Genomic DNA, 22,366 nt, shown 5'->3' on the forward strand with positions numbered 1-22,366 from the left:
CGCTTGGGAGGTCCGTGTCCAGCGCAGAGCGGACGCTAGCGACGGAACAAGAGACAGAGACGGCGACACAACCCAATTACAAGGAGGTGCTCATGTCGGATCTATCGCTGACCGGCCGACACTATGGTTTCGTGAAGATCTTGGCGTTACCCGGCATTGCACTCACCCTGGCGGCCCTCTTTGTCTTCGCCTTGCATCCCCAGTCTGGCATGTTTGGAGGCGCCTTCTACCTTCTCTTTGGATCGTGGTTCATCCCGTCTGCCATCAATCTTCTGTTGTCAGCGTGGGTCATAACGTTCATCAAGGTATCCAGAGCATGGCGCGCTGTTTTATTTGTGGGCGTATCTTTCCTGCTCGGCATGAACACGTTGCTGCCCGCTTTGATCAGCCGACGCCCGAATCCCGTCAGTTCTGCGGAGATCGTTCGAGTCATACGAATACCGCGGAGCATGAGAGTCGATGATGGACTGATGGCTCCCAGGCTACCCGGCGAAATTTTCTATACGTCATCGCCGAGCGCTCTTGGCGTACAGGTGGGCTCGAATGAGGGGTGCATGTGCATGTGGTTCACGCCGCCCGTAGGAGAGTCGACCGAATGGCAGGTTTGGCATGTCATCAACGCCTATCTCCACCGAAGGGACGCGATTGAAGGCACGACCTATCTCGATCTGAAGGGGGAAGGTCTCGATGTAAAGATGAGAAAGATGGCACTGGGTATGGCTCATTTCGACGTGCGATTTACACGCAGTGAAACGCGCAATACCGTCAATCTCCTAATCACTGTTTACGACGGCCTGGAAGTAACGGCTACATACAAGCAGGCGGACATACCCGTATGGAGCACCTTGCCGCCACAGCCCCATGCCGAGGGGTTGGGGGGCGAGTATTTCTATCGAAATGCATTGAGCATGTTAGTTCGGCATAACTTCTGGGTGTTCTACCTCGACAGTCAGATGTCCGGCTTCTCACCCGGGCCGCTCAAGGCATTTCTTCGTAGAGCGGTGGTCGTGGAATGAACAAGGCTGATGCGTGTAATGGCGCCTTCCGGTGCAGGCTCACGCCGCATGTGACACGGTCGAACTGGTACGGTGCTTAGGTCCGTGTCCGACCCATAGCGGACCCTGCCACGGGCCCTAAATTGACCACGGAGAATTGACTTGGATCGTCGTAATGCATTGAAGGTAAGTATTCTCGGGCTAGCGGCACTGACGACGCTGCCGCTGACTTCGCAGGCAAAGTCCAGCCCAGCCAAATCGAGCAAGATGGCTGCATTGGAACACCAGTTCGGCGGCACGCTCGGCGTGGCGGTCTATGACATGGAGACCGGGAAGCGATCGGGTTATCGGGCGGATGATCGATTCCTGATGTGCAGCACATTCAAGCCGCTGGCGGTCGCGGCGGTTCTCAGGCGAGTAGATGAGGGCAAGGAGTCGCTTGATCGTCGCGTCGTGTACGGGCGCGAGTCGCTGCTTTCATACGCCCCTGTAACCAGCCTGCATGCCACGGGAGAAGGGATGACGGTGGGTGAGCTGTGCCACGCGGCGATCACGGTGAGTGACAACACGGCAGGAAATCTATTGCTCACGAGCCTTGGCGGCCCCAGTGGCCTCAACGCTTTCATGCGCGACATAGGTGACAACGTCACGCGACTCGATCGCGTGGAGCCTGCATTGAATACGGTGAGTCCAGACGGCCCGCTTGATACGACATCACCGAACGCCATGATCCAGAGCGTCGAAAAGATGCTCTTCGGCGACGTTCTGGCGGAGCGGTCCCGCAAACGGCTTACCGACTGGCTCTGCGAGACGACGAACGGCCTGAGCACCATCAGAGCTGGGCTTCCAAAGGTATGGCGGGCCGGGGACAAGCCGGGACGGGGAAGTGATGGCTCAACGAACGATGTTGCCGTGGTCTGGCCATCGGGCCGAAAGCCGCTTCTTATAGCTGCCTACTACTTCAATCCCGCCATGGAAGTAAAAGATCGAGACAACGTCCTGGCAGACGTCGGTCGGATTATCGGCCACGACTTCGCTGTCTAAAACGATATCTCGAGGCGTCCGCTTCCGACCCGGAGCGGACTCATTCATCGTATGAACCTTTGGGGGCGAAGTGGGCCTGCTCGATCAATTTCTTGGCGGTTATTTTCATCAGGACTGGCATGACGACGACGCTTCTTGGCACGAAGTCGTTGAGCGTTATCGTGGAGAGAACTCGGACGCGGGTCGTGTTGCCCAAGAGATCGTGGAATTGATCCAGCGCCACCCCGATGATGAGTCGCTGGTCGCTGAGTTAAATTGCCTGGGTTGCTACTACTGGCCGGGGGCGCCGGGCTTATATCGGGCCTGGTTGTCCGAGGTCGCGGTCGCTTTGGGCTAGGCCGGGAAGCGTCGGCTTTCGACCCGAAGCGGTCCTACTTCATAGTGCATCAGTCACGAAGCCAGGCTTTGAAGGATCGGTTTACGATGCCTGTCAAACTGGGAGGTCGATATGAGCAAGCGCCTGATCATGAATCTTGTAGCGGTTTGTCTGGCCGTCTTATCGCTCCATTGTGGGCTTACGGCCACAGATCCTTACGCGGTCGCCGCCGGTTCCGTCGGAGTCACGAGTTGGACCAAAGTTTCACTTTCCATCGTGTTTGGCCTGGCAGCGTTCATTGCGCTTTGGGTTTCTTCGAAGATCAGCGCGAAAGTGCCGCAGGGCTAAGGTCCGCTTTCAACCCAAAGCGGACATGCCGGAGTCAGGCAGATTGGGGTCTTGGGGCACGGGAGTTCTGGATGAATTTCGCGAACTGGTCAATCGGCCGCCTAGTTGTCCTCGCGCTTACCCTGAGCGCGTGGACGCTCGCCAGTGCAGCAATTCAGTCGACGCCCGAGCAAATTGCCCCTACGCCGGGCGAGGAATACCGGATAGCGCCGGGTGATCTAAAGGCCGTTGAAGGCAGAGCAATCGCCGGTGATGTTCCGTTGATTAATCGACTCATCGAACACTACATGCTCTTTGTGGGTGATGAGGCGGCGGGCATATTCTGGTTGGAGCGTCTCGGCGATACGGGCGACCAGGAGGCTAGAGCTACAGTTTTGCACTATCTCCAGAGGCATCCAGCTGACGGGACAGCAGCGCATATAGACGAACTGCGGAAGCGCTGGAATGCTCCTCGGCAGTGACAACAGAATGTCCGCTTCCGACCCAGAGCGGACCCTTTTAAGGCCGTTGCCCTGTCTTCCTTTCTAACAGTTCAAGGACAAGCTGGTGCAGAAAGCGGAATTCGATGAACTGTTCGACCAAGTCATCTCGGAAGAGCTTATCCGCCGGGGATTCGTGCAACGCGGCAAGAGCTTTTTTCTGAGTGGCGGCGATAGGCAGTTGGCATGGATAAGAGGTGGCGGGCGTTTCGCGGCGCCTGGAAGCATCGCTCACCTAGTGTGTTTTAGGTACTCGTTCTTACGCGACAAGAATGAGGTCGTGCCGAAGGAAGCACCTGGCGACGCCGGAAACTATCCGTGGGTGTTTGATGCGGAGCTTTTGCCTACGACGAAAGCGCCCGACTGGCGCTTTGAAGCCTCTCGGCTAATGGGCCTCCCGTACGGTCGATACAACTTTGCGGGCGTCGCGCAATCGATCGTGAGAGCGGACTTGTCTGAGCGGCGAGATGGATTTCTTAGGTATGCCACCTGGGCAGCAAGTTTGTCAGCGGACGAGGCGGCAGCTCAAATGCGTCCGTTTGCCGACGAATATTGGGTAGCTAGGCTTTGGCTGGACGACTACGAGACAGCCAAATCCTCTGGGCTGACGACATGAATGGCATGTCCGCTCCCGACCCAGAGCGGACATGCCAGACTGGCAACTTTGACCTTCCAGTCAATGGCGTCTATCCATAGGAGGGAAACTGCGTGGAGACCATATGTCAGGCTTGTGGTTATCAAAGAAAAGTGACGGATCAGGCGCCAGATTGGGAATGCCCTTCTTGCGGCAAGGCGTATGCGAAGACCTCGGAAAAGTCACCTACATTGTTTCGATCAGACGTACGAAGTGCGGCAGTCGAACCGGTCTATCCAAAGGAACCACAGGCAGGGCCGATTACTTGGGCTGCCATATTCGGATCGGCCCTGATAATGGTCTCTGAGGTGCTGACGAAGGGGGCGAGCCACTACATGGGCTTGGTGGCGGTAGTTGCGGTTGTTATGCCCTGGGTTGCGTTGGCAATGGCTTACGCCTTTCGTGGTCAGCTATTACGCGAAGCGGGAGGTGGGGCGATTGGCGCACTTTGCCTAAGCCTGCTCATTCTGACCGCTGGCGTCGGTGGAGTCGCGCTCTTCTCTTCGCAGGTATTCGATAGCAAAAGTGCGTGGCGTCACGGCCTTCTTTTTGCCGTTCCATTTGGGTTGGTGTCTGCCATCGTAATCAGGCGTCTGCAGATCGAGATTGCGCAAGCCAGCTCTTGGTTGCTGTGGTTTTTGCCGATCCTGACGGCTTATTTATATGGTGGAGCCTTGTTTACCTTAGGCGATCGTTGGCTGGACCACACCGCTCCAGCGGTGGATGACGCAAAGATCATTGCCACGCACGTGTATTCGGGTAAGGGTGGGGGTATTTCTTACTTCGCGGATGTGGCCCCTTGGGGGGGGCGTTCGAAACGGTGCCGTGGTCATCGTCAGTCGCCGAGAATACGACACGATGGTGCCGGGCAAATCCGTGGTGTGCATGGCCGCTCATCCGGGTGCCTTGGGTCTGCCTTGGGGGGAACGAGTTCCATGCACAGAGCAGTCACCAACTGATAGGTAGTACCTCCGAGATCCGCCGGATTCGTTTCTGCATTCGGCGATGACTAAAAAGAGTCCGCTTCCGACCCATAGCGGACGTCGCTGCCCCCCCCCAAAACCGGGGCGGCAGGTCATGGGGGCTAATCGCTGGCTTCGGGGATATGTCGGTCTCTAAGCCGGACCCGGTACCCCTTGCATTGGGCTGTATCATTGCCATAGTTCGGCAGCATCGGAGATGCCCATTGATCGAGCTTCCCGTAAGAGATCCGTGTGACCTTTGTGAAACGGCAGGTCGCAAAGAAAGATGGGCGATCATCGATGAGGGCGAGCATACGCTCACGGTGATAAATCCATTGCAGTTCGAAGTCGGCCAGTGTTGCGTCATCACGCGTCGGCATGTCGCTACGCTGCTCGACCTCTCTCTTCAGGAATGCGAGGCGATTATGGTCTCGGCAAAACGTGTCGCGCAGGCGCTGGTCAAAACGTATCAGCCCCTCGGCATACTCACGTTTCAAAACAACGGGGTCTTTAGTGGGCAAGAGACACCCCACTTCCACTTTCATGTTGTACCCCGGCAGATGGGAAGCAATTGGGGCGTGGGGCCGCCACAGCTCGCGACCTTCGAGGGTGCCGGGCGTCGGAGAGGAACAACACACGACGCGGGCGGAGATTCCCAGCGTCGAGTGCGAGTTCGAGTTTCTTCCGTGCAGCTTGCTGAGACCGCAGGTCTAATTCGTTCGAATCTGCCTGAGTAGCAAGGCTTTGGAACGTTGATCGGACTGCGACGGCTAGTGAAGCGCAGCTCTTCAGCTGTAGATGTTATGAAATGGGGTCCGCTTTCGACCCAGAGCAGACCTTATGGCTCTCATTGACTAAACCACCGATCACTCATGACCGACACGCATAGTTCAACGCTCTTTGATGCCGGAAAAATGCACTGGCGAGCCTTTGTGCTGGCGTGGATTTTTCCAGTCGTGTTCCTCTTCGGTGGGCTGACTGCGGATCGCTTGGGTTACCCGGCCCTCTTCTTCTTCGCCATTCTTCCACTGTTCTTTTGGAGCTTCGTGCGAGCCAGTAGTCCGTGGAGAAGGCGCGAAATTAGCTACTGGCACGGAATGTTTTGGAGTCTCGCCGTGCCCTTTACCATTTGGGCGATCGCAGTATTTATCCATTTGGCCTTTACTGAGGGCTGAGTTAGGGCGCGCTCGGCGTTAAAAAAGGTACGTCCGCTACCGACCCAGAGCAGACCTTTCAGAGACGAGCTTGAACTATCCCGCCAAGCTATCCGGTAAGCAGTTTGTAAGGCTAGGGGTACAACGTCTGGTTGCGTAGACGAGAAAGCGGCGGTGGGCATGAGTTTGACGAGAGACCAGCTGTTCGAGCGGTTTGTGCAGCTCGACGCCGAGCTGATTAAGCTGAAAGCGGAAGGGCAGCCTGAGGAAGTCCTGTGGGAGGCATTCGAACGCCTAGCCCAAGTGCCATCGTCGGCAGTGGATCATCGGGATCGTGTTTGGTGGTGGGAGCAGCTTTACGCGACGATGGAACGCCACGGCCTGACCGAACTCAGCCGAGGGCATTTGCAGCACGAATTTCCTTGAGTCGCATGCACTTGCGAATACCACTCTCCCGTGCCAATTTGGCGGCCAAAGGGGGGGGGGGCGATGTTGCTGGAAGTGCTAGCCAATGGAGTGGCCGTTGTTGCCGTGCTGTTTTTGGCGCGCCGTGGTGCCATCGATAACAGCCGGTTGCAGTCCCGCCGGACGCGGCGAGGATAGCTTTAGACAGTGCTCCTCTCTTAAGCCCAAGCCCAGTGCATCAATTGAGCCCCGAGCGGTCAAGCGGGGCTCTTCTTTGTTGAGGGTGGCCAAGGCCCGGTTTCGACCCGAAGCGAACGCGGAAGTAATGTTGGGATTCCGTGTATAGAAGTCTTTTCCCACCGGCATCCTACTTCCCACACTGGGCTTAGCAAAGATTTGAATTAGGAATTACCGACTCCCTTTTGCAAAAGGCCTCCCTGATGTCGAAGATCACTGCGTGGATCGGTGGCTGTATCTTTGTAATTAACGGCATTTGCAGGACATATATAGAGTTCGAGGTGAAACGGCTAGGGACGCTAGTGCCCGACGCAATCCATGTCCATCGCGTACATTTCCGCGGCGTCGGTGACTACTATCTGAGCCCTCTAGTGGGTATCTACTGTGATTGGTGGATGTTGATATGGCTTGTGGGCCTCATCCTGTTCTTCACAGCGGCATCGCCAAGCAATGTTGCATCGCGGGATCGCAACACATAGCGAAGTCGTGATCTGAAATTTGATGATGGGCAAATGCGATTGTCTGCTTCCGACCCGAAGCGGACATGGCAAGTAGGCCCCTTGGCTAAAACAGCTAACGAAATGCGAGAAGGACCTTGACCCTCACCTTTGATCAGACATTCTCAGCCGACGAGGTCAGCCCTCTACCTCCGCCTGCGTTGATCAGTGCACTTGTGCCGTCAGCAGGTCGGTTCAATGAAGGTCTCTTTTCTGTACTCGACCACTCGCTGTCAACTCAGGTGCTTCGCTCTTGGCGCTGGCTTCTGGGCCAAGATGCGATTGCCTTGGTTGCGAGCAGCGTGGGAGACCTCTTTTTTTGGTCAGAGAAGTACTCGGGGATCTACTTCTTGGAGGTCCAGCGTGGAAGCTCGACATTTGTCGGAACGGATCTCGAATGGTTCTTCACTAACTTCATTACAGTTGGGGAGATCTTGGATGAAGTTCTCCATCGCCCCCTTTTTGTGAGCTTGTGTGATCGCTTACAACCTCCTCGCTATGGGGAATGCTTCATAGCCGAACCTTGGCAGCGGCTGGGCGGCAGCGGCGCTGTGGACACGTACGAAAAAGGCTCGCTGGATGTCTACACAAATCTTCTGGGTCAGGCTGTCGAGATAGCGATGACGGCTGAGCGGGCAAGGCGCCGCTAACCGTTCGTAATGTCCGCTTCCGACCCTAAGCGGACCTTCCTAAGGTGAAACACGGTAGTCTGCCAATCTGGTCAAGGATTCGATGATGGTGATGCAGTCTGAGGCAATTGCGGCCGTAGACGAGGCCTTCGGTTTTCTGGCGAAGCCTGATCATTTCACGAACTTCACGCATTGCGGTGAGTGCGCGGAGCATGACGAGCTTCTAAGAAATCGCAATCGTGAGACGCTCACATTTCAAGACGTTGGAAATCCCGGGTGGGAACCAATGTGCTTTTCAAGCGCCGAAGGCATGGCGTTCTACATGCCTTCGCTTGCTCGGCTAGCGTTTACCGATCCGCCTTACGGGTATGACTGGTACGGCTACCAACTGCTATTTCATCTCTATTCCGGCGGGCTAGACAATAAGCTTTATACGTACTGCAATGCGGCACAGAGAGCTGCGATTGCGGTCCTTATAGGTGCGATGATTGAGCTGAAAACCGCTGAAATCGAAGCGACTGGCAGCGAAGATGAATTTCTTCGGGCATACCAAATTTGGGCGCACGGAAAAGCTTGAAGTATCGATGGACTGGCTGCGGCGCGTCCGCTCCCGACCCAGGGGGCAGATTTCAAGGGGGAAAACATGGCCGAGAAGGATGACAGCTGGCTCACCGATCAGGCAGATCACCTAATCGGCGTCACGCTTATACATCGCGAATGGACTCAGGCCTCCGTCCGTGACGATCATGACCATTGCGCACTCTGTTGGGCCAAGTTCGCGAGGCTTGATCTGCCTGGCGAACTGCATGTTGGGTGGTGTACATCGGATGGGCGGCACTGGGTCTGCCAGCAGTGTGTCGATGACTTTAAGGTTCGTTTTCAGTGGATTTTGAACGACAACCTTGCGATTGATTGAAACGTCCGCTTCCGGCCCGAAGCGGATATCGGCCATTGAGCGTCAGGCTCCATGAGATGCAAAGAAAAGCCCGAAATTTCACAGGTGCCAAATGATCAAGTATCCCGTGGTGGACATCGGCGAGCTGCGTAGGATCGTGAGCGATCTCTTGGACCACGTTGAGGCCATAAACGGCCGCGAACTTCGCCTTGACCAGGATTACTACTGGAATGTCGACAGCGATCTTTTGTATGACATGGCCAAAGACGTGCCAAAGGCTGATCTGGTTGGAAGCCTTGGCGACAGCTGGGAATTCCTCCTCAACCTTCGAAAGCAGGAAGGTGATATCAAGGTTGAGGGGCCTTCGCTCATGCTTATCCATGCTGCGCCGCTATTGCGCTACATCGGAGAGAAGGTCGGTCAGTAGCAAGTGCAAAATGTCCGCTTCCGACCCACAGCGGACCTAACCGTGTGATGTCCGCTTCCGAGCCATTGATGTCGTTCGCCGAATTTCGCATAAGGGGCTTTGATGTCACTAGATACGACTGAGGAAGCAGGTTTATCGACCAAGAGCGTGGTTAAGCCAGTCAATGCGAAGGACCGCATTCACGCCATTGACATGCTTAGAGGAATCGCCCTATTCGGCGTGCTCGCGGTGAATTTGGTCGAAGAGTTCCGGGTATCACTGTTCCAGCAGTTTCTTCCTACACAGCCCTTGCTATCACCGATCGACAGCACGCTTCAGAATTTTATCTCGATATTTTTGGAGATGAAGGCGTTCGCATTGTTCTCGATCCTGTTTGGCGTGGGGCTGGCCATCCAGTCGGAACGCCTGGGGAATAGCGGATCTCGATTGCGTCTACTCATGCGGCGTTTGCTTGCGTTGCTGGCGATCGGTCTAGTTCATCTTCTACTTATTTGGAACGGCGACATCCTGACTGAGTATGCTTTGGCCGGATTCGTGGTGTTGCCGCTGCTGTGGCTACCCACTTGGAGCACAGCGCTTGCCGCATTTGGGCTACTGGCGCTCTACATCGCCATGCCGGCACTCCCCATACCAATCCCTTGGCCCTCTTTGGCCATGATGCAGCAGCACGTGCTCGAGGCGAATAGCGTTTATGCAACCGGTTCGTACGGGCAAATCCTGCGTTTCAGCTGGAACGAACTTCCCTATGTCCTACCATTGCATGAGTTCGTGTTCTCTCGCACGTTAGGACTGTTCGCGGTGGGCATGTTGGCATGGCGTGCCGGCGTGCTGCGGAGCCCTCACCGGCATAAAGCCCTTCTGCTTGTCGTGATCGGCCTTGGCTTGACGCTGGGGCTTCTCCTGAATTCGTCCGCTACGATTCACGCCGTTACGTCGTGGAATATGCCCGCTGTAACAGCCTCATGTCTTTCCAACGCCGCAGGCATTTTCATGGGGTTGGGCTATGCGGCAGCAGTTATTTCGCTGGTTGAGTTCACGAGTGCTCGGAGTGTCCTTGGCGTATTCGCTCCGCTTGGACGCATGGCATTTACGAACTATCTGTTGCAATCCGTGATCTTCAGCTGGGTATTTTTCGGCTACGGACTCGGCTATTTCGGGCGATTCGGATTAGCGGGGACTTTGCTCTTCGGAACCGTGGTCTACGGGAGCCAAATGGTGTTTAGCGTCTGGTGGCTGCGCCGATACCGATTTGGGCCCATCGAGTGGCTATGGAGGACGCTGATGTACGGGGTACGCCAGCCGATGGCTATTAGCCACGACATTATAAGAGGAGCGGCTCGCACCTCGATCTAACGTAGGATTCGCGTCAATGGGTCCGCTTGCGACCCGGAGCAGACATGGCCGTGCCGTCCTAACAAGAGATTGGAGATCATCCGTTGAAGCCGAGCACTAGCGCGAACCTCGCTTTAGCCCTAATCCTCGTTGGGTGGTTTCTTATGGGCTACGGATACCTGATGTCGATACGGGACTTCAGTCGTACCAGTCCTGGGGACTGGCAAGCGGCTTACTACGCAAGAGCGACGCTGATGACAGGTGTAGGGCTTGCTGTTGCGGCACTCTCGCTTTGGCTTTCTGGCCTTGCATTTCACGGTGCCAAGCGCAGAGCCATCGCCGTTGCAGGTTTATTTTTCTTGCCTTTTGGCGTGGTTGTTGCCGGATTCGCCCGGAATGCCCTCTGAGGCCAGCATTAGTAACCAACGTCCGCATCCGACCCGGAGGGGACCTTTCCACAGCCATGTTTTGCGAATGAAACAGGGGTAGTGATGGACTATGTAGAGAGCGTGTTGGCCAGAGCAGTCATCGTTCACTGTGAGTCCGACGGGCTGCGTGAGAGGCTCGAAGGAACGACGATGCCAGGCACTCAATCGGTTGCTATCGCTTATTCCGGCAAGCCAGAACTGGCCAACGTTTTGACGTCCCTGCAATCCCTGAAAGTACCGTTCGTATCCGCAGGTCCCAATCCGCCCTCCGACGTGTTTGAGCTTCTTGCGGCTGAGGGACTAGTTGCCGGTTCGGTCGACCGCGTCTTCTGGCGGAGTCCAGGCGAGCCCATTGTTGAACGCCTGTAACCGCGATACGAAATACGTCCGCTTCCGACCCAAAGCAGACATCGCCGTCACGGGCATTGCCCGTTGAGTCTGGGGCGAAAGTCCTTGGCGTCTTACAAGGGGAACCTTGCCGCTAATACCGGCACCCGGTTCAAAGGGGACGTTCTGACATATGGAGCCTTGTAATGAGATCTGTAGGGCGCTTAGCGAGTGTGGTCGGCTTGATGTCATGCGCGGTTTCGGCGCACGCCGGCTGGTATGTCATCCGCAACTATGAAGGGCAAGTTGGCAGCTTGCCGATACACGCCTCGCTTCAGAGTTACACCTTTGGTTCCGGACAGAATCTGGAAGGAAGCTACTACTACGACAGTCATCGCGCCCCGATCCCGCTTTACGGAAAGGCCACCGGAGGCGTGATCGCTCTATGTGAAGTCCATAACGCGGCTGAGTTCGACAAGCACATAGCTACGGGCGCGGCATTTTCTGCCGACACCTGTCCGTTTCAACTCGCGGCAGACGGCGACCATTTGCGTGGAACATGGAGCGATGGCGCCCACCGCTATGATGTTGCCCTGAAGGAAGTCGGCGCGTTAGACGATACGTCGTCAACCGCCAACATCCACGGCGAGTTGGTCATCCCCTATTGGGGGCAAACCGCGACGCACGGTTTTTTCGGCATCTACAGGAAGGTCGGCGACGGCTTGCTCGTCGATCACATTGACGTGGTCAACAAACGAACGGGAAAGACCGATCAGGTCATCTGGACCGGAAAAGCGGGTAAAGCCCTGGATCAAGAGGCACAGGATTGCTATTTTGGCTTCTACATGACGCCGATTTACATGAACGTTCAGAGTGATGGAGAGGCTGGCTCAGTTCAATTGAATTGCTACACCAAGAGCTCTCCGGACCAAGTGATACACCTTCAACTTGATTCCAAAACCGGGCGCTACCGGTCCTTGCATGCTGGAATCTGACGCCGCTCGGCCAAGGCTGATGATGTGACTTTCAGTAGTGTCTGCTATCGACCCGAAGCGGTCCTACTTCATAGTGCATCAGTCACGAAGCCAGGCTTTGAAGGATCGGTTTACGATGCCTGTCAAACTGGGAGGTCGATATGAGCAAGCGCCTGATCATGAATCTTGTAGCGGTTTGTCTGGCCGTCTTATCGCTCTATTGTGGGCTTACGGCCACAGATCCTTACGCGGTCGCCGCCGGTTCCGTCGGAGTCACGAGTTGGACCAAAGTTTCACTTTCCATCGTGTTTGGCCTGGCAGCGTTCATTGCGCTTTGGGTTTCTTCGAAGATCAGCGCGAAAGTGCCGCAGGGCTAAGGTCCGCTTTCAACCCAAGGCGGACGCCGCCCTACGCAGGACAACTTGCCCTCGGCGCGCGCGGTCATCCCCCCTCCTCGCCTGCGCGCTTCTCCCGCCGCTTTTGATGCAGGTGATGCATCTGGCCAAATGGCGCCACACGTAGGGCCATCGGTTACTCGTGGGCGCGTGGCGTGATGCAGTTTGATGCACCCGTGGACTGTAGTGAGCCCACCGGATGGCCGGCGATGGATGCATCGCGGCGATGCAGCGGCAGGGGGTCGCCAAGGGCGCTCCCTTAGCAGGACGACTCGCGCCGTTCGTCCACGATCAGCGGGGGCCTCCGGTCGCTTCGGGCCAGCCATGGCGAAGGACGCCACCGGTATCGGTTCCGGAAAAGGTAATTTTGGTAATCGGCCTCCCGAAAGGCAGGTTAACTCGTTGAATATCCGGATAAATAGGCATGATTCAAAAAGGTAATTTCAAGGTAATAAAAATTACCCTTCTTGATAAGTAATTGAATTTACCAGTAAAAATAAAGAGAAAAATTACCTTTCGTGAGGGTCATCGGATCACCCTTGAATTACCTTTTGATTACCTTTTGCCGCACGACCCAACTCGCTGTTGTTAAAGATAAATCGGGCGATCCGTCAGAAAAATTACCAAAATTACCCTTTTCCGACGAAGCCACCCATTGGGGCGACGAAGGATACGGGATGGCCTTCCTCGTTCGTCACCGTTCACCATCGACAGCCACTTAGAGCCGTTCCCCCGGGCTGCGGATCGCGTACCGGAGGCCCCACCTGCGTCGTTCGCGTATCGGCGAGAGCCATCTCGTTCGTTTCTTCCCTCAGCCCTGTCGAGGACGTCGCCCTATGACGCCCCCGAAGGAGCGATGGCGTGGATAGGGGCTCAATCGTAGGGGCCGAAGCCATGCCCCCGCGCCATGCGATAAGCCGGTGAGGCGGCTCATAATCGGTTGGCATGTCCTTGGATGGCGGTCGACCCGTTGGCCGTGATGGAACATAAGGGTCAAGCGTTAGCCACGCACCAGGGTCTTAAACGGCCTTCACGGCAAGCCCTGGCAAGGGGCGGGCAAAAAAAAGCGGCCATGAGGCCGCTCGGTCATGCCTTACTGCAGCCCAGCCGGTGGGCTCGAGAACACGCGAAGATGCCCTTCGCCGATCAGGAAATTCTTGTAGCAGGCCAGCGTGACATTCCAGGCTTCCCTGGCCACGGTGGGACCGGCCTCAATCACGTTGCCGTGCTCGTCGATAATCGCAAGCTGTGCTTTACGCCCTTCGTGTGTCCGGACGGACAACCCTTCAAAGCACACCGCCGAAAGGGTCACGCTGGCCAGTCCACCGGTAGCGGGAACACCGATCATGGCGAGACTCGCCCTGGCAAGAGCGTCTTCCACAGGGCGTAAGGTGCTAGAGCATGAGGCATGTCGTGGGGTATCCCTTGTCGTGATCGTCATGCCATAAAGCGTCGCGCACGCTCCGTGCGCCGAGCAAGGACGAGCTGTTCTGTGGGAGGCTCTACAGAACTTCTCAGGTTAGTAGGATGCGTAAAATGGCTTGACTGGCCCTGGATGCGCTGATCCGTCTCAGCGCCTAACTGCCGCATCTAGCCCCAGTAAATGCAAGGGAGGGGCGCTCCAGCACCGCCAGGCCCAACCACAAGAGCTGCAGTCGGCCTGCTCGTTCGGTGCACGGAATGCACCGGGTTTCGTTCGACGGATCGAGAGGAAACCCTGTCGGCCATCGCACAGAACTTTTCAACGCACTGCATGGCCAGCCTGCATGGTTTATATAGACTTGACTGTGGGCCAGCAAAAGAAAAGTGACTCGAGCGTCGGCAGACGATCGAAACGCCCGCTGCGCAAGCGGCCCGATCGCGGTAACGCACGAGGCGACGACCAACCACTGACGCCACTGGATCCCGGCCTCCGCCGGGATGACGGCTAAAGATGAAACCATAAGGCGAGCACCCTCCCCTCACCCCAACCCTCTCCCCAAAGGGGCGAGGGAGCTTAAGAACCACCTCGCGGCAGAATCAGCATCGAATCCCCATAGGAGAAGAACCGATACTTCTGCTCCACCGCGTGTCGGTACGACGCCAGCATGAAGTCGCGCCCCGCCATCGCCGATACCAGCATCAACAGAGTCGACTGAGGCAAGTGGAAGTTGGTCAGCAGGCCATCGACGCTGGAAAACCGGTACCCGGGGAAGATAAAGATCTGCGTTTCCCCGGCGAAAGGCTGCAATTCGCCTTCACGTACGGCGCTTTCCAACGCGCGCACCACCGTCGTGCCTACCGCGATCACGCGATTGCCCGCCGCCCGCGTGCGGCGGATCTGCTCCACCAGACTCGCGCCCACGTTGAGCCACTCGCGGTGCATCTGGTGATCCTTGATGTCGTCCGCGCGTATAGGCTGGAAGGTGCCTGCACCCACGTGCAAGGTCACGTAGCCGAACTGGACACCGAGTTCACGCAAGGTCGCGAGCATGGTCTCGTCGAAATGCAGGCCGGCGGTGGGTGCCGCGACTGCGCCGGGCTCACGTGCGAACACGGTCTGGTAGCGCTCCATGTCGCTGGCATCCGCGTGCCGTTCGATGTACGGCGGCAGTGGCATTTCACCCAGACGCAGCAGCAGGCGTTCCAGGGGATCGGGCGACTCGAAGCGCAAACGGAAAAATGGCCCGTCGCGCCCCAGCACCACGGCATGACTGCCGTCGGCCAGTTCGATACGCCCACCTTCCTTTGGCTTCTTGCTCACACCCAATTGCACGGTGGCTTCGTGCGCGCCGGTGACGCGTTCGATCAGGATTTCCACCTGTCCGCCGGTGTCCTTGCGCCCGTAAAGGCGCGCAGGCAACACGCGCGTGTCGTTGAACACCAGCAAGTCGCCTTCGCGCAGGAAGGTTGGCAGGTCGCGGAACATGCGGTCCTGGCGCGCCTGCGCCTCCATGTCGAGCACCAGCATGCGGCTGGCCGAACGCTCGGCCAGCGGTGCCTGGGCAATCAACTCGGGCGGCAACTCAAAATCGAAATCGGTTTTCTTCACGGGCGGGGTACTTGCGTCGAATGGGACATTATCGCGCAAAACCCCGCCCTGCCCTTCAAACCTGGGCTTTGCGCTTCCTGCGGCGCACCAGCCAAGCCGCGAAACCAGCCACGACGAGCACGAAAGCCCCCAGTTCGTACGGGAAGTAGTGCCGCACAGCGTGCTTCACCGCTCGCACCTGCTGGGCCCGCTTGAGCGCGCGAGCGCTGTCGAAATTCGGTTCTTCACAGGTGTGGCCGAAGTCGGTCGCCCAGCTCACGTACGCACCCTGCTTCACATAGCGCTGATAGAACGCCATGGCACGACGCTCCCGCTCGGACGGCTGGCTGGGTGCGGGATCACCGTAGTACTGGTAGTGATCCTCGTAATCCGGCGGGCCGTCCAGCATCCAGCCGGTGGCTTTGCACAGCACCGCAGCAAAGGCCTGCGAACGGGGCGGCAGCAAGTCAGCGGCCTGCGATGCCTCGTCCGCCGCGATGTAGCGGTAGTGGAAGCGATAGTCGGGCTTGGCCACGCTCTCGGCATAACGCTGGCGCTCGCCGTCGGTCACGTAATGCTGCTTCAGCGAGTCAGGCATCTGGCCACTGCCGCCCTGGAACGAGCCGCCGTTGCCCTGGAAATCCGGACCCTGCTCGTAGCCAAGGATTTCCATGCCGTTCTCGCGAGCGATCGCTGCGGCGGCATACAAGCCCTGCGCCTTGCCGATGTCCGTCCACGCGTGCTGGCCGTCGTGCATGGCCTTGGCGTAGGCGCGGGCCTTGCTGCGCAGATTGGCCAGCTCCGACTTGCCGTTGTCGTCCTGCGTGGTGATGCGCGGATCGTCATCCTTGGGGAAGTACGCGAACGCTTCGTCGTAGCGGCCCGCACGCATCAGGCGACGCGCCAGCAACCAGCGCACGTTGTCGGCCAAAGGAAACTGCATGCGGTAGTACGTGTCGGCCTGCTTGTCCTTGGGCGGATTGGGCGACTCGGGTGCATGTGCGTCGACAAAGCTCTTGAGTTCATCGACCGTCAGCACGCGCTCGGCGACGTAGGAGGCATCGTTGCCATAGCCCATGCCCACGGCGTCGCCTTCATCCTCGTACTCATTGCCATCACCACCCACGGCCGACGCCGCGTCGTACAGATGGCCCATCGCCTCGACGTACTCGCCACGCGCGAGGGCCAGCACACCGTCTTCGCCGGAGATCAGGTGCGCGTTGGCCGGCTCGATGGCGGCCTGCGGATCGTCCGTTTTCGGAAAGGCCTTCGCCGCCGCGGCGTACGCGGCGCTCGCCGCCGCCATGTCGCCCTTCTGCAGCGCAAGCTTCGCGCGCACCCATTCGGCCAGCGGGCCGGAGGATTTGTCGACCAGCCGCGCAGCCAGATCGTAGTTGCCCACCTGGTAGGCCAGCGAGGCAAGCCGGTCCGCACCGACCACATGGTCCAGCCCGCGCTTCTCGATGGCCTGCACGAGTGTCGTCAGGCGGGGATCAATCTTCGGCTTGGTCGCGGCCGTGGTGGTGCTCGCGGACGTGTCGTCCGATGCACCCTCCATGCGCGCCAGTGCATAGGCGACCAGCAGACGCTGCGGCACCGGGCTGTCGATCAGCGGATCGATCAGTTGCGGCTGGCGCATGCTGAAGTCGGCCACGGCGATCAGCGAATTCACCGCACTGTCCGACCGATGCCCAGCCTGCGCCGCGTAGAGCGTGATCGCGCGCCTGAGGTCGTCCGCCGTCAGGCCATTGCCGCAGCCATCGGTCTTGGCCGGGGCTTGGTTGTCCTTGTCACTGTCGCCGTCTGCACCATCGACGACATCCTCCGACGCGCCGTACAGAACGCCCCAACTGCACTGCGTACCATGATCGTAGAGATAGAGCCGCGCTTCCTCGCCAAAGCTGGAAACAGCCAACCCTTGCGTATCGGATGCGCCATCCACCGCGCGCGTGCGGGCGAGCCCGAAGGCCTTGGCCGCCGCCGCGCGTTCGCGCTGGAACACAGTGGCGTTAGACGCCGCGCCATTGGCCTTCGCCGCATGGATGCGGCCCAGCATGTAGGCGGCCCAGACCGAGCGGAGCTTGGCCTGATCCGGCGGCAAGACCAGCACCTGCTCGAAGCGGGCAGCGGCTTCGTCCTGCTGGTCACGGCTGAAATCCAGCGCGCCGGCCACATAAGCACGCAGGTCCGCGGGCAGATCCTTGCCCTGCTCGAACGCCTCGTCGCCGGTATGTAGATCCCGCAACGACTTGATGCGCGCCAGCTGCGCCACGCTCACGCCCAGCGATTTCGCCTCGGCTTCGTCGTTCTTCTTGTCGTCGCCGCCGTACGGAGGGGGCTCGTTACTGACCAGCTTGTCGGTGGCCGGCAACAGGTGCTGCGCCTCGAACGCGAAGCTGTTCTGCGGCACGGACTTCAGTGTCGCCTCGCGCTGATCCAGCAACTGATTGGGGAACATCGGGCCGCAAGCCCAGGCAACGGCACCGGCGAGGCCGGCCACCACCGCAGCGACAATCCATGGGCGCTTGTACATGGTTTTACCTGATAGGGGGCGCTCCGCGCCCAGACCGCGCAATTATGGCGGAAAGCCCCTGCAAATCGAGCTCAGGATTCAACATGAAGCGTTGGCGGCGTATCGCATCGCAGCCACCCCACCACAACTTGGCGCCCTGCTCGCAGCACGCCGACCCGCGTGCGCTGCAGGTACAGACCCTGTCCGCTACGTTGCAGGCCATAACCGTTGATGCCGTCAGCCGCCGCACAAGAACCTTCGACGCGGACGAGTGAAGGCAGCGGCAGATCCGCGTCGCCTTCGTTGACCAACCGCACGTCATAGCGATGCGGATCGTCCGTGCCGCCGGCAATGGCAGTCAGCGAAGCCTGCAACGGCACCCGGCCAAGCACGGACCGCCAGCTGGCCTCGCTCCATGCGCGTGCATCCTCGCCCGTCGGCAGGCGGAACCAGACGATGCCGGCCAAGCCCTCCGGCGCATCCGATTCCAGTGTCGAGACGAAGCGCTGCATCACGCGCGGGTCGGCAAACAGTTCGCTGGCCCCCTCGGCACCGACCAGTGTCAGCCGCTCGCTTTCAATCGCCGACACGCGGCCCTGATCATCCCAACTCACGCGCGTGCCGTAGGCTGGCAGCGCCACACGCCACGGCTTGTGGGTATGCCGAGCAAAGGCGCTTAACCAGCCCCGTGCAGAGTCGGGATTGAACAGCCCGGCACGCGGCGATTGCACGGCATGCACCTGCAATACGGCTTCGTCCGCCTGCGCCAATAACGCGTCCAGATGGAGGCTGTCCAGCCATGTCGGCAAGGCCGTCAGCGACAGCCGCTCGTTGGGCAGCAACGATGGCCGCAGTGCCTGAAGGAAATGCGTGTACGCAAGCAGCCGCGAGGTAGCGCAATCGTGATCGAGCTCTATGCCGGCCAGTACGAACTTCTGTTGCCGCCACGCAGCGAGGACTGCCTGTACGTCCGCAAGCAGCGTCGCCTCGTCCCACTGCTGCAATTGGCCCTCGATGCGTACCACGGCAACGACGGGCTTGCCGCTCGCCGACAGCGCGTTCCAGTCGGGCGTGAACACACGCCACCGCCCTTGCCCATCCATCTCGCCGGCCAGCACGCGCCATGCGCGTACGGATGATCCATCCTCGGCCACGGCGCGCACCAGCGCAGGCGCCCACTGTCGCTGCCACACGTAGGCATCGTTGGCGAGCGGCGTCGACCGGCCCGTGCACGCTGCAACAGCGGCAGCAACCAACAGCCATGCCAACCGGCCGATCCATCGGGACAACAAGGGAATCAAGATGCACTCGCCGGAAACCTTCCTGGCGCTATTGCACCCGAACGCGCGGGCGCTGGCTACAACCAGCCTTTCTGCCGGGCCAGCCGATAGGCTTCGATACGGTTGGTGGCGCCCAGCTTGCCGATGGCCTCGGACAGATAGTTGCGCACCGTGCCGTGCGACAGGTTGAGCTGGGCGGCGATATCGCTGGCTGATTGTCCTTCGCCAGCAAGGCGCAATACCTGCCGCTCGCGATCGTTGAGGGGGTCAGCCTCCGACCATGCCTCCAGTGCGAGTTGCGGATCGATGGCGCGGCCACCGCGATGGACCATGCGCAAGGCCTCAGCGAGATTTTCTGCCGGTGCATCCTTCAGCAGATAGCCCGACACGCCGGAATCGAGCGCGCGACGCAGGAAGCCCGGACGAGCAAACGTGGTCACGATGATCACCTTGATGGGCAGCTCATGGCGCTGGATGCGCTGAGCCAGTTCCAGCCCGGTCAGGCCCGGCATCTCGATGTCGGTGACGAGCACGTCGGGCTTCAGCCGCTGCACTTCCCTCCATGCAGCCTCGCCATCCGCTGCGGAACCAAGCACCTCGATGTCACTTTCGAGACTGAGCAGCGCGGACAGCGCGCCACGCACCATCGCCTGGTCCTCCGCCAGCAATACACGAATCATGCAGCACTCCTGTTGTTCGACTCGACGGACGGCGCACGGGGCGCGGCGTCCATAATGTTTTTCTTGATCAAGGGCACCTGCACCGTCAGCACCGTACCGCGACGCGGCGGCGACTCGATCTGCAGGCTTCCGCCCAAGGCCTGAATGCGCTCACGCATGCCGCTGACGCCATTGCCGTGCGCGCTCAGGCCGCCGCAACCATCGTCGCTGACCTGCATCTGCAGGCGTCCCTTCTCGACGGTGAAACCCACCTTCGCCGAACGCGCCTTGGCATGGCGGTGGATATTGGTCACCGCCTCGCGCAGCACCAGCGCGAGCGGGGCCTCGACTTGTGCGGGTACGCATACGTCATCGGGCAAGGCGCCGTTGAAGTCGACACCCGAGGCCTCCAGCATCAGGCGTGCCGATACCAGTTCGGCCGCGAGATCGCCGCGCCGCATACCGGTGACGGCTGTGCGCACTTCTGCCAGCGCGTGACGCGCGACGCGTTCGACCTCCTCCATCTCGCGCTGGGCGCGTTCCGGATCGATCAAGGCCAGCTTGCGCGCCAACTCCGATTTCAGCGCCACCAACGACAATGTATGCCCGAGCAAATCATGCAGATCACGACCGATGCGCTCGCGCTCGGCCAACGTGGCAAGGCGGCGGACTTCTTCCTGCGACAGGCGTAATGCAGCGTCTTTGCGATGGTTGTTCATGCGCAGGAAATGCCCGAAGCCGGACATCACGGCCACAAAACCCACCAGCAACAGAATCCATGCCGATATGTGCTGCCGCTGCGCCATGATGACGGTTGGAACGGCCAGTATCGCCAGCGCAGCCAGCCACCGACGCAAGGACGGCAGATAGGCCAGGCACATCACCGCCGACACCAGATAACCCATGGCCACGCCATTGAACGGCCACACGATGAGTCCCAACACCGCCATCGCGCTCGCGTACATGGGTAGCAAGCGATACGGTCCGGTGTACACCCGGTAATGGAAGTACAGGTACAGCGGTGCGGAGATCAGGGTCGGGAGCAGCCAGCGTTTCCAGCTCGATCCGGCATCGATCATCGGACCGACGAACAAAGCAATCACCCAGAACAAGTTCGCCATGGACTCCCAGCGCAGGTAACTGGGCGAGCCCAGCTTGCCTAGCAGGGAATCGGGATGGGTATCGAACCAGGCCTTCATGTCGCGTGCCGCTCCTGCGGCGTCCAATTCGTGGCATGGCCTTCCGGCACCCCACCTTCCGCCAGGACATCACGCAATACCGAACGCGAACGCAGAGGCACGGTGATCTCCAACCGCGTGCCCTGCCCCGGCGGAGAAACGACCACCAGCGTGCCGTCCAGCGCGCGCACGCGTTCATGCATGCCCTTGAGGCCGTTTCCGTGTACATCGATGCCGCCGCGCCCGTCGTCTTCGATGCTCAGGCGCAGGCTCTGATTGACCACGACGGCGTTCACGCGCGCCCGGCTGGCACGCGCATGGCGGGCGATGTTGGTGACCGCTTCACGCAACACCAGCGCCAAGCTCCGCTCCACCTCCACCGGCAGGGAAGGCGGTAGCTCTCCGGATTCGAACGACACTGCCGAGGACTCCAGCATCAACCGTGCCGCCGCCAACTCCGCGGCGAGATCCGTCGCGCGGATACCGGATACGGCTGTACGCACTTCAGACAACGCATGCCGCGCCACCCGCTCTGCGTCCGCCAACTCACGCTTAGCTGCCTCGCTGTCGCGGTCGAATAGCTTGCGCGACAACTCCAGCTTCAGCGTGATCAGCGACAAGGTGTGTCCAAGCAAGTCGTGCAGATCGCGCCCGATGCGCTCCCGCTCGGCCAATGCAGCAAGCCGGCGAACTTCCTCATGCGAAAGGCGCAACTCGGCTTCTTTCTCATCGCTCAAACGCTCGGCATGCACGACCAGGCCGATGATGATCGACGTCACCGGTATCCAAATCACCGCCTGCCACACGTAGTGCAGCAGCATCACCTCGGTGATGAGCGCCGCGTTGAGCAGCACCAGTGAGGCCATGTAGCGACGCAGCTCCATCCGGCAGCTGCGCAACATGATGGTGCCATACACGAAATAGGTCAGCGCGCTGGAGTACCACGGCAACAACACCAGCGACAGGGCGACCAACGCCAGCGCGAAAGAGCGCGAGCGGCGGCGCGAGGACACACAGCACTGCGCGTACAGGAATAGGAAGATCGGATAGGTGATCAGCGTGAGCAGCGCCCATCGCCACGTGTACTTGTCGAACACCGGGGTCACGAACACCCAGACCGACCACAGCAGATGGATGGCGTCCGTCCAGGGCGACTTGCCCTTCTGCACGCCGATAGCCACCAGGGAATCTGGCGCAGGGGTAAACCAAGCTCGCAGCCGCTCTCGCACTGTGTCTATCTCCCCTTGAT

Annotated in this window: 26 protein-coding genes; 18 read left to right on the forward strand and 8 right to left on the reverse strand. The window is 59.3% G+C overall.

All coding sequences use genetic code 11. The annotated features are described in order from the left end of the window. The first annotated feature begins 92 nt into the window (after positions 1-92). From DYST_RS09205 to DYST_RS09230, 6 genes are all read left to right on the forward strand, one after another. Positions 93-1,016, forward strand: a complete 924-nt coding sequence (locus DYST_RS09205) for a hypothetical protein (protein ID WP_239947246.1) — start codon at positions 93-95, stop codon at positions 1,014-1,016. A 141-nt stretch (positions 1,017-1,157) separates the two neighbouring features. Then, a complete protein-coding gene (gene bla / locus DYST_RS09210) occupies positions 1,158-2,039 on the forward strand; it encodes a class A beta-lactamase (protein ID WP_239951456.1) in 882 nt (293 codons plus the stop codon). A 70-nt stretch (positions 2,040-2,109) separates the two neighbouring features. Then, on the forward strand, positions 2,110-2,376 hold the full coding sequence (locus DYST_RS09215) for a contact-dependent growth inhibition system immunity protein (RefSeq protein ID WP_239951458.1): 267 nt from the start codon (positions 2,110-2,112) through the stop codon (positions 2,374-2,376). A 111-nt stretch (positions 2,377-2,487) separates the two neighbouring features. Beyond that, positions 2,488-2,703: a hypothetical protein gene (locus tag DYST_RS09220; RefSeq protein ID WP_239951460.1), complete on the forward strand. Its 216-nt coding sequence runs from the start codon at positions 2,488-2,490 to the stop codon at positions 2,701-2,703. A gap of 71 nt (positions 2,704-2,774) precedes the next feature. Then, on the forward strand, positions 2,775-3,164 hold the full coding sequence (locus DYST_RS09225; RefSeq protein WP_239951461.1) for a hypothetical protein: 390 nt from the start codon (positions 2,775-2,777) through the stop codon (positions 3,162-3,164). Positions 3,165-3,249: 85 nt separating this feature from the next. Beyond that, positions 3,250-3,798 (forward strand): hypothetical protein, encoded by a 549-nt coding sequence (locus DYST_RS09230; protein ID WP_239951463.1) that lies wholly within the window; start codon positions 3,250-3,252, stop codon positions 3,796-3,798. A gap of 470 nt (positions 3,799-4,268) precedes the next feature. Here the strand turns inward: DYST_RS09230 and DYST_RS09235 are convergent, their stop codons facing one another. Then, positions 4,269-4,430 (reverse strand): hypothetical protein, encoded by a 162-nt coding sequence (locus DYST_RS09235; protein WP_239951466.1) that lies wholly within the window; start codon positions 4,428-4,430, stop codon positions 4,269-4,271. Positions 4,431-4,921: 491 nt separating this feature from the next. On the opposite strand from DYST_RS09235, the gene DYST_RS24310 reads away from it, so the two are divergent. The 12 genes from DYST_RS24310 (at position 4,922) to DYST_RS09295 (ending at position 12,460) form a co-directional block, all read left to right on the forward strand. Then, on the forward strand, positions 4,922-5,515 hold the full coding sequence (locus tag DYST_RS24310; protein ID WP_428993968.1) for an HIT family protein: 594 nt from the start codon (positions 4,922-4,924) through the stop codon (positions 5,513-5,515). A 135-nt stretch (positions 5,516-5,650) separates the two neighbouring features. Further along, entirely contained in the window at positions 5,651-5,953 is a 303-nt protein-coding gene (locus tag DYST_RS09245; protein ID WP_239951470.1) for a hypothetical protein, read from the forward strand. Between the two features lie 159 nt (positions 5,954-6,112). Further along, on the forward strand, positions 6,113-6,358 hold the full coding sequence (locus DYST_RS09250; protein ID WP_239951472.1) for a hypothetical protein: 246 nt from the start codon (positions 6,113-6,115) through the stop codon (positions 6,356-6,358). Positions 6,359-7,169: 811 nt separating this feature from the next. Then, positions 7,170-7,721 (forward strand): T6SS immunity protein Tdi1 domain-containing protein, encoded by a 552-nt coding sequence (locus DYST_RS09255; protein ID WP_239951474.1) that lies wholly within the window; start codon positions 7,170-7,172, stop codon positions 7,719-7,721. Between the two features lie 82 nt (positions 7,722-7,803). Further along, complete coding sequence (locus tag DYST_RS09260; RefSeq protein WP_239951476.1) at positions 7,804-8,277, forward strand: hypothetical protein; 474 nt, start codon at positions 7,804-7,806, stop codon at positions 8,275-8,277. 66 nt (positions 8,278-8,343) lie between these two features. After that, a complete protein-coding gene (locus DYST_RS09265) occupies positions 8,344-8,616 on the forward strand; it encodes a hypothetical protein (RefSeq protein WP_239951478.1) in 273 nt (90 codons plus the stop codon). Between the two features lie 91 nt (positions 8,617-8,707). Further along, positions 8,708-9,022, forward strand: coding sequence for a hypothetical protein (locus tag DYST_RS09270; RefSeq protein ID WP_239951480.1), 315 nt, complete (start codon positions 8,708-8,710; stop codon positions 9,020-9,022). 102 nt (positions 9,023-9,124) lie between these two features. Continuing rightward, entirely contained in the window at positions 9,125-10,375 is a 1,251-nt protein-coding gene (locus tag DYST_RS09275; RefSeq protein WP_239951482.1) for a DUF418 domain-containing protein, read from the forward strand. A 143-nt stretch (positions 10,376-10,518) separates the two neighbouring features. Further along, positions 10,519-10,761, forward strand: coding sequence for a hypothetical protein (locus DYST_RS09280; RefSeq protein WP_239951484.1), 243 nt, complete (start codon positions 10,519-10,521; stop codon positions 10,759-10,761). 84 nt (positions 10,762-10,845) lie between these two features. Beyond that, the gene (locus DYST_RS09285; protein ID WP_239951486.1) at positions 10,846-11,151 is read left to right on the forward strand and encodes a hypothetical protein; all 306 of its coding nucleotides are present in this window, start codon (positions 10,846-10,848) and stop codon (positions 11,149-11,151) included. Between the two features lie 164 nt (positions 11,152-11,315). Then, positions 11,316-12,104: a hypothetical protein gene (locus DYST_RS09290; RefSeq protein ID WP_239947301.1), complete on the forward strand. Its 789-nt coding sequence runs from the start codon at positions 11,316-11,318 to the stop codon at positions 12,102-12,104. Between the two features lie 140 nt (positions 12,105-12,244). Continuing rightward, positions 12,245-12,460, forward strand: coding sequence for a hypothetical protein (locus DYST_RS09295; RefSeq protein WP_239951488.1), 216 nt, complete (start codon positions 12,245-12,247; stop codon positions 12,458-12,460). Between the two features lie 1,111 nt (positions 12,461-13,571). Here the strand turns inward: DYST_RS09295 and DYST_RS09300 are convergent. The 7 genes from DYST_RS09300 to DYST_RS09330 all read right to left on the reverse strand — a co-directional run bounded on the left by DYST_RS09300 (position 13,572) and on the right by DYST_RS09330 (position 22,298). After that, positions 13,572-13,826, reverse strand: coding sequence for a hypothetical protein (locus tag DYST_RS09300; RefSeq protein ID WP_239947309.1), 255 nt, complete (start codon positions 13,824-13,826; stop codon positions 13,572-13,574). 648 nt (positions 13,827-14,474) lie between these two features. Further along, complete coding sequence (gene queA / locus DYST_RS09305) at positions 14,475-15,509, reverse strand: tRNA preQ1(34) S-adenosylmethionine ribosyltransferase-isomerase QueA (protein ID WP_239951490.1); 1,035 nt, start codon at positions 15,507-15,509, stop codon at positions 14,475-14,477. Positions 15,510-15,564: 55 nt separating this feature from the next. Next, the gene (locus tag DYST_RS09310) at positions 15,565-18,021 is read right to left on the reverse strand and encodes a hypothetical protein (RefSeq protein WP_239951491.1); all 2,457 of its coding nucleotides are present in this window, start codon (positions 18,019-18,021) and stop codon (positions 15,565-15,567) included. Between the two features lie 71 nt (positions 18,022-18,092). Then, a complete protein-coding gene (locus tag DYST_RS09315; protein WP_239951493.1) occupies positions 18,093-19,289 on the reverse strand; it encodes a DUF3142 domain-containing protein in 1,197 nt (398 codons plus the stop codon). Positions 19,290-19,357: 68 nt separating this feature from the next. After that, positions 19,358-19,960 (reverse strand): response regulator transcription factor, encoded by a 603-nt coding sequence (locus tag DYST_RS09320; RefSeq protein WP_102301313.1) that lies wholly within the window; start codon positions 19,958-19,960, stop codon positions 19,358-19,360. Next, positions 19,957-21,138, reverse strand: coding sequence for a sensor histidine kinase (locus tag DYST_RS09325; protein WP_239951495.1), 1,182 nt, complete (start codon positions 21,136-21,138; stop codon positions 19,957-19,959). The genes DYST_RS09320 and DYST_RS09325 overlap by 4 nt, the downstream gene beginning before the upstream one ends. Beyond that, on the reverse strand, positions 21,135-22,298 hold the full coding sequence (locus tag DYST_RS09330; protein ID WP_239951497.1) for a sensor histidine kinase: 1,164 nt from the start codon (positions 22,296-22,298) through the stop codon (positions 21,135-21,137). Before DYST_RS09330 ends, DYST_RS09325 begins: the two co-directional genes overlap by 4 nt. Positions 22,299-22,366 lie beyond the last annotated feature (68 nt).

The sequence above is a fragment of the Dyella terrae genome (assembly GCF_022394535.1).
Classification (GTDB): domain Bacteria; phylum Pseudomonadota; class Gammaproteobacteria; order Xanthomonadales; family Rhodanobacteraceae; genus Dyella.

Bases quoted from the DNA above. Each gene is read 5' to 3' on its own strand.
- DYST_RS09205 (WP_239947246.1), top strand. From the start codon at position 93: ATGTCGGATCTATCGCTGACCGGCCGACACTATGGTTTCGTGAAGATC.
- DYST_RS09220 (WP_239951460.1), top strand. From the start codon at position 2,488: ATGAGCAAGCGCCTGATCATGAATCTTGTAGCGGTTTGTCTGGCCGTC.
- DYST_RS09225 (WP_239951461.1), top strand. From the start codon at position 2,775: ATGAATTTCGCGAACTGGTCAATCGGCCGCCTAGTTGTCCTCGCGCTT.
- DYST_RS24310 (WP_428993968.1), top strand. From the start codon at position 4,922: ATGTCGGTCTCTAAGCCGGACCCGGTACCCCTTGCATTGGGCTGTATC.
- DYST_RS09245 (WP_239951470.1), top strand. From the start codon at position 5,651: ATGACCGACACGCATAGTTCAACGCTCTTTGATGCCGGAAAAATGCAC.
- DYST_RS09250 (WP_239951472.1), top strand. From the start codon at position 6,113: ATGAGTTTGACGAGAGACCAGCTGTTCGAGCGGTTTGTGCAGCTCGAC.
- DYST_RS09260 (WP_239951476.1), top strand. From the start codon at position 7,804: ATGATGGTGATGCAGTCTGAGGCAATTGCGGCCGTAGACGAGGCCTTC.
- DYST_RS09265 (WP_239951478.1), top strand. From the start codon at position 8,344: ATGGCCGAGAAGGATGACAGCTGGCTCACCGATCAGGCAGATCACCTA.
- DYST_RS09270 (WP_239951480.1), top strand. From the start codon at position 8,708: ATGATCAAGTATCCCGTGGTGGACATCGGCGAGCTGCGTAGGATCGTG.
- DYST_RS09275 (WP_239951482.1), top strand. From the start codon at position 9,125: ATGTCACTAGATACGACTGAGGAAGCAGGTTTATCGACCAAGAGCGTG.
- DYST_RS09280 (WP_239951484.1), top strand. From the start codon at position 10,519: ATGGGCTACGGATACCTGATGTCGATACGGGACTTCAGTCGTACCAGT.
- DYST_RS09285 (WP_239951486.1), top strand. From the start codon at position 10,846: ATGGACTATGTAGAGAGCGTGTTGGCCAGAGCAGTCATCGTTCACTGT.
- DYST_RS09290 (WP_239947301.1), top strand. From the start codon at position 11,316: ATGAGATCTGTAGGGCGCTTAGCGAGTGTGGTCGGCTTGATGTCATGC.
- DYST_RS09295 (WP_239951488.1), top strand. From the start codon at position 12,245: ATGAGCAAGCGCCTGATCATGAATCTTGTAGCGGTTTGTCTGGCCGTC.
- DYST_RS09300 (WP_239947309.1), bottom strand. From the start codon at position 13,826: ATGATCGGTGTTCCCGCTACCGGTGGACTGGCCAGCGTGACCCTTTCG.
- DYST_RS09310 (WP_239951491.1), bottom strand. From the start codon at position 18,021: ATGTACAAGCGCCCATGGATTGTCGCTGCGGTGGTGGCCGGCCTCGCC.
- DYST_RS09320 (WP_102301313.1), bottom strand. From the start codon at position 19,960: ATGATTCGTGTATTGCTGGCGGAGGACCAGGCGATGGTGCGTGGCGCG.
- DYST_RS09325 (WP_239951495.1), bottom strand. From the start codon at position 21,138: ATGAAGGCCTGGTTCGATACCCATCCCGATTCCCTGCTAGGCAAGCTG.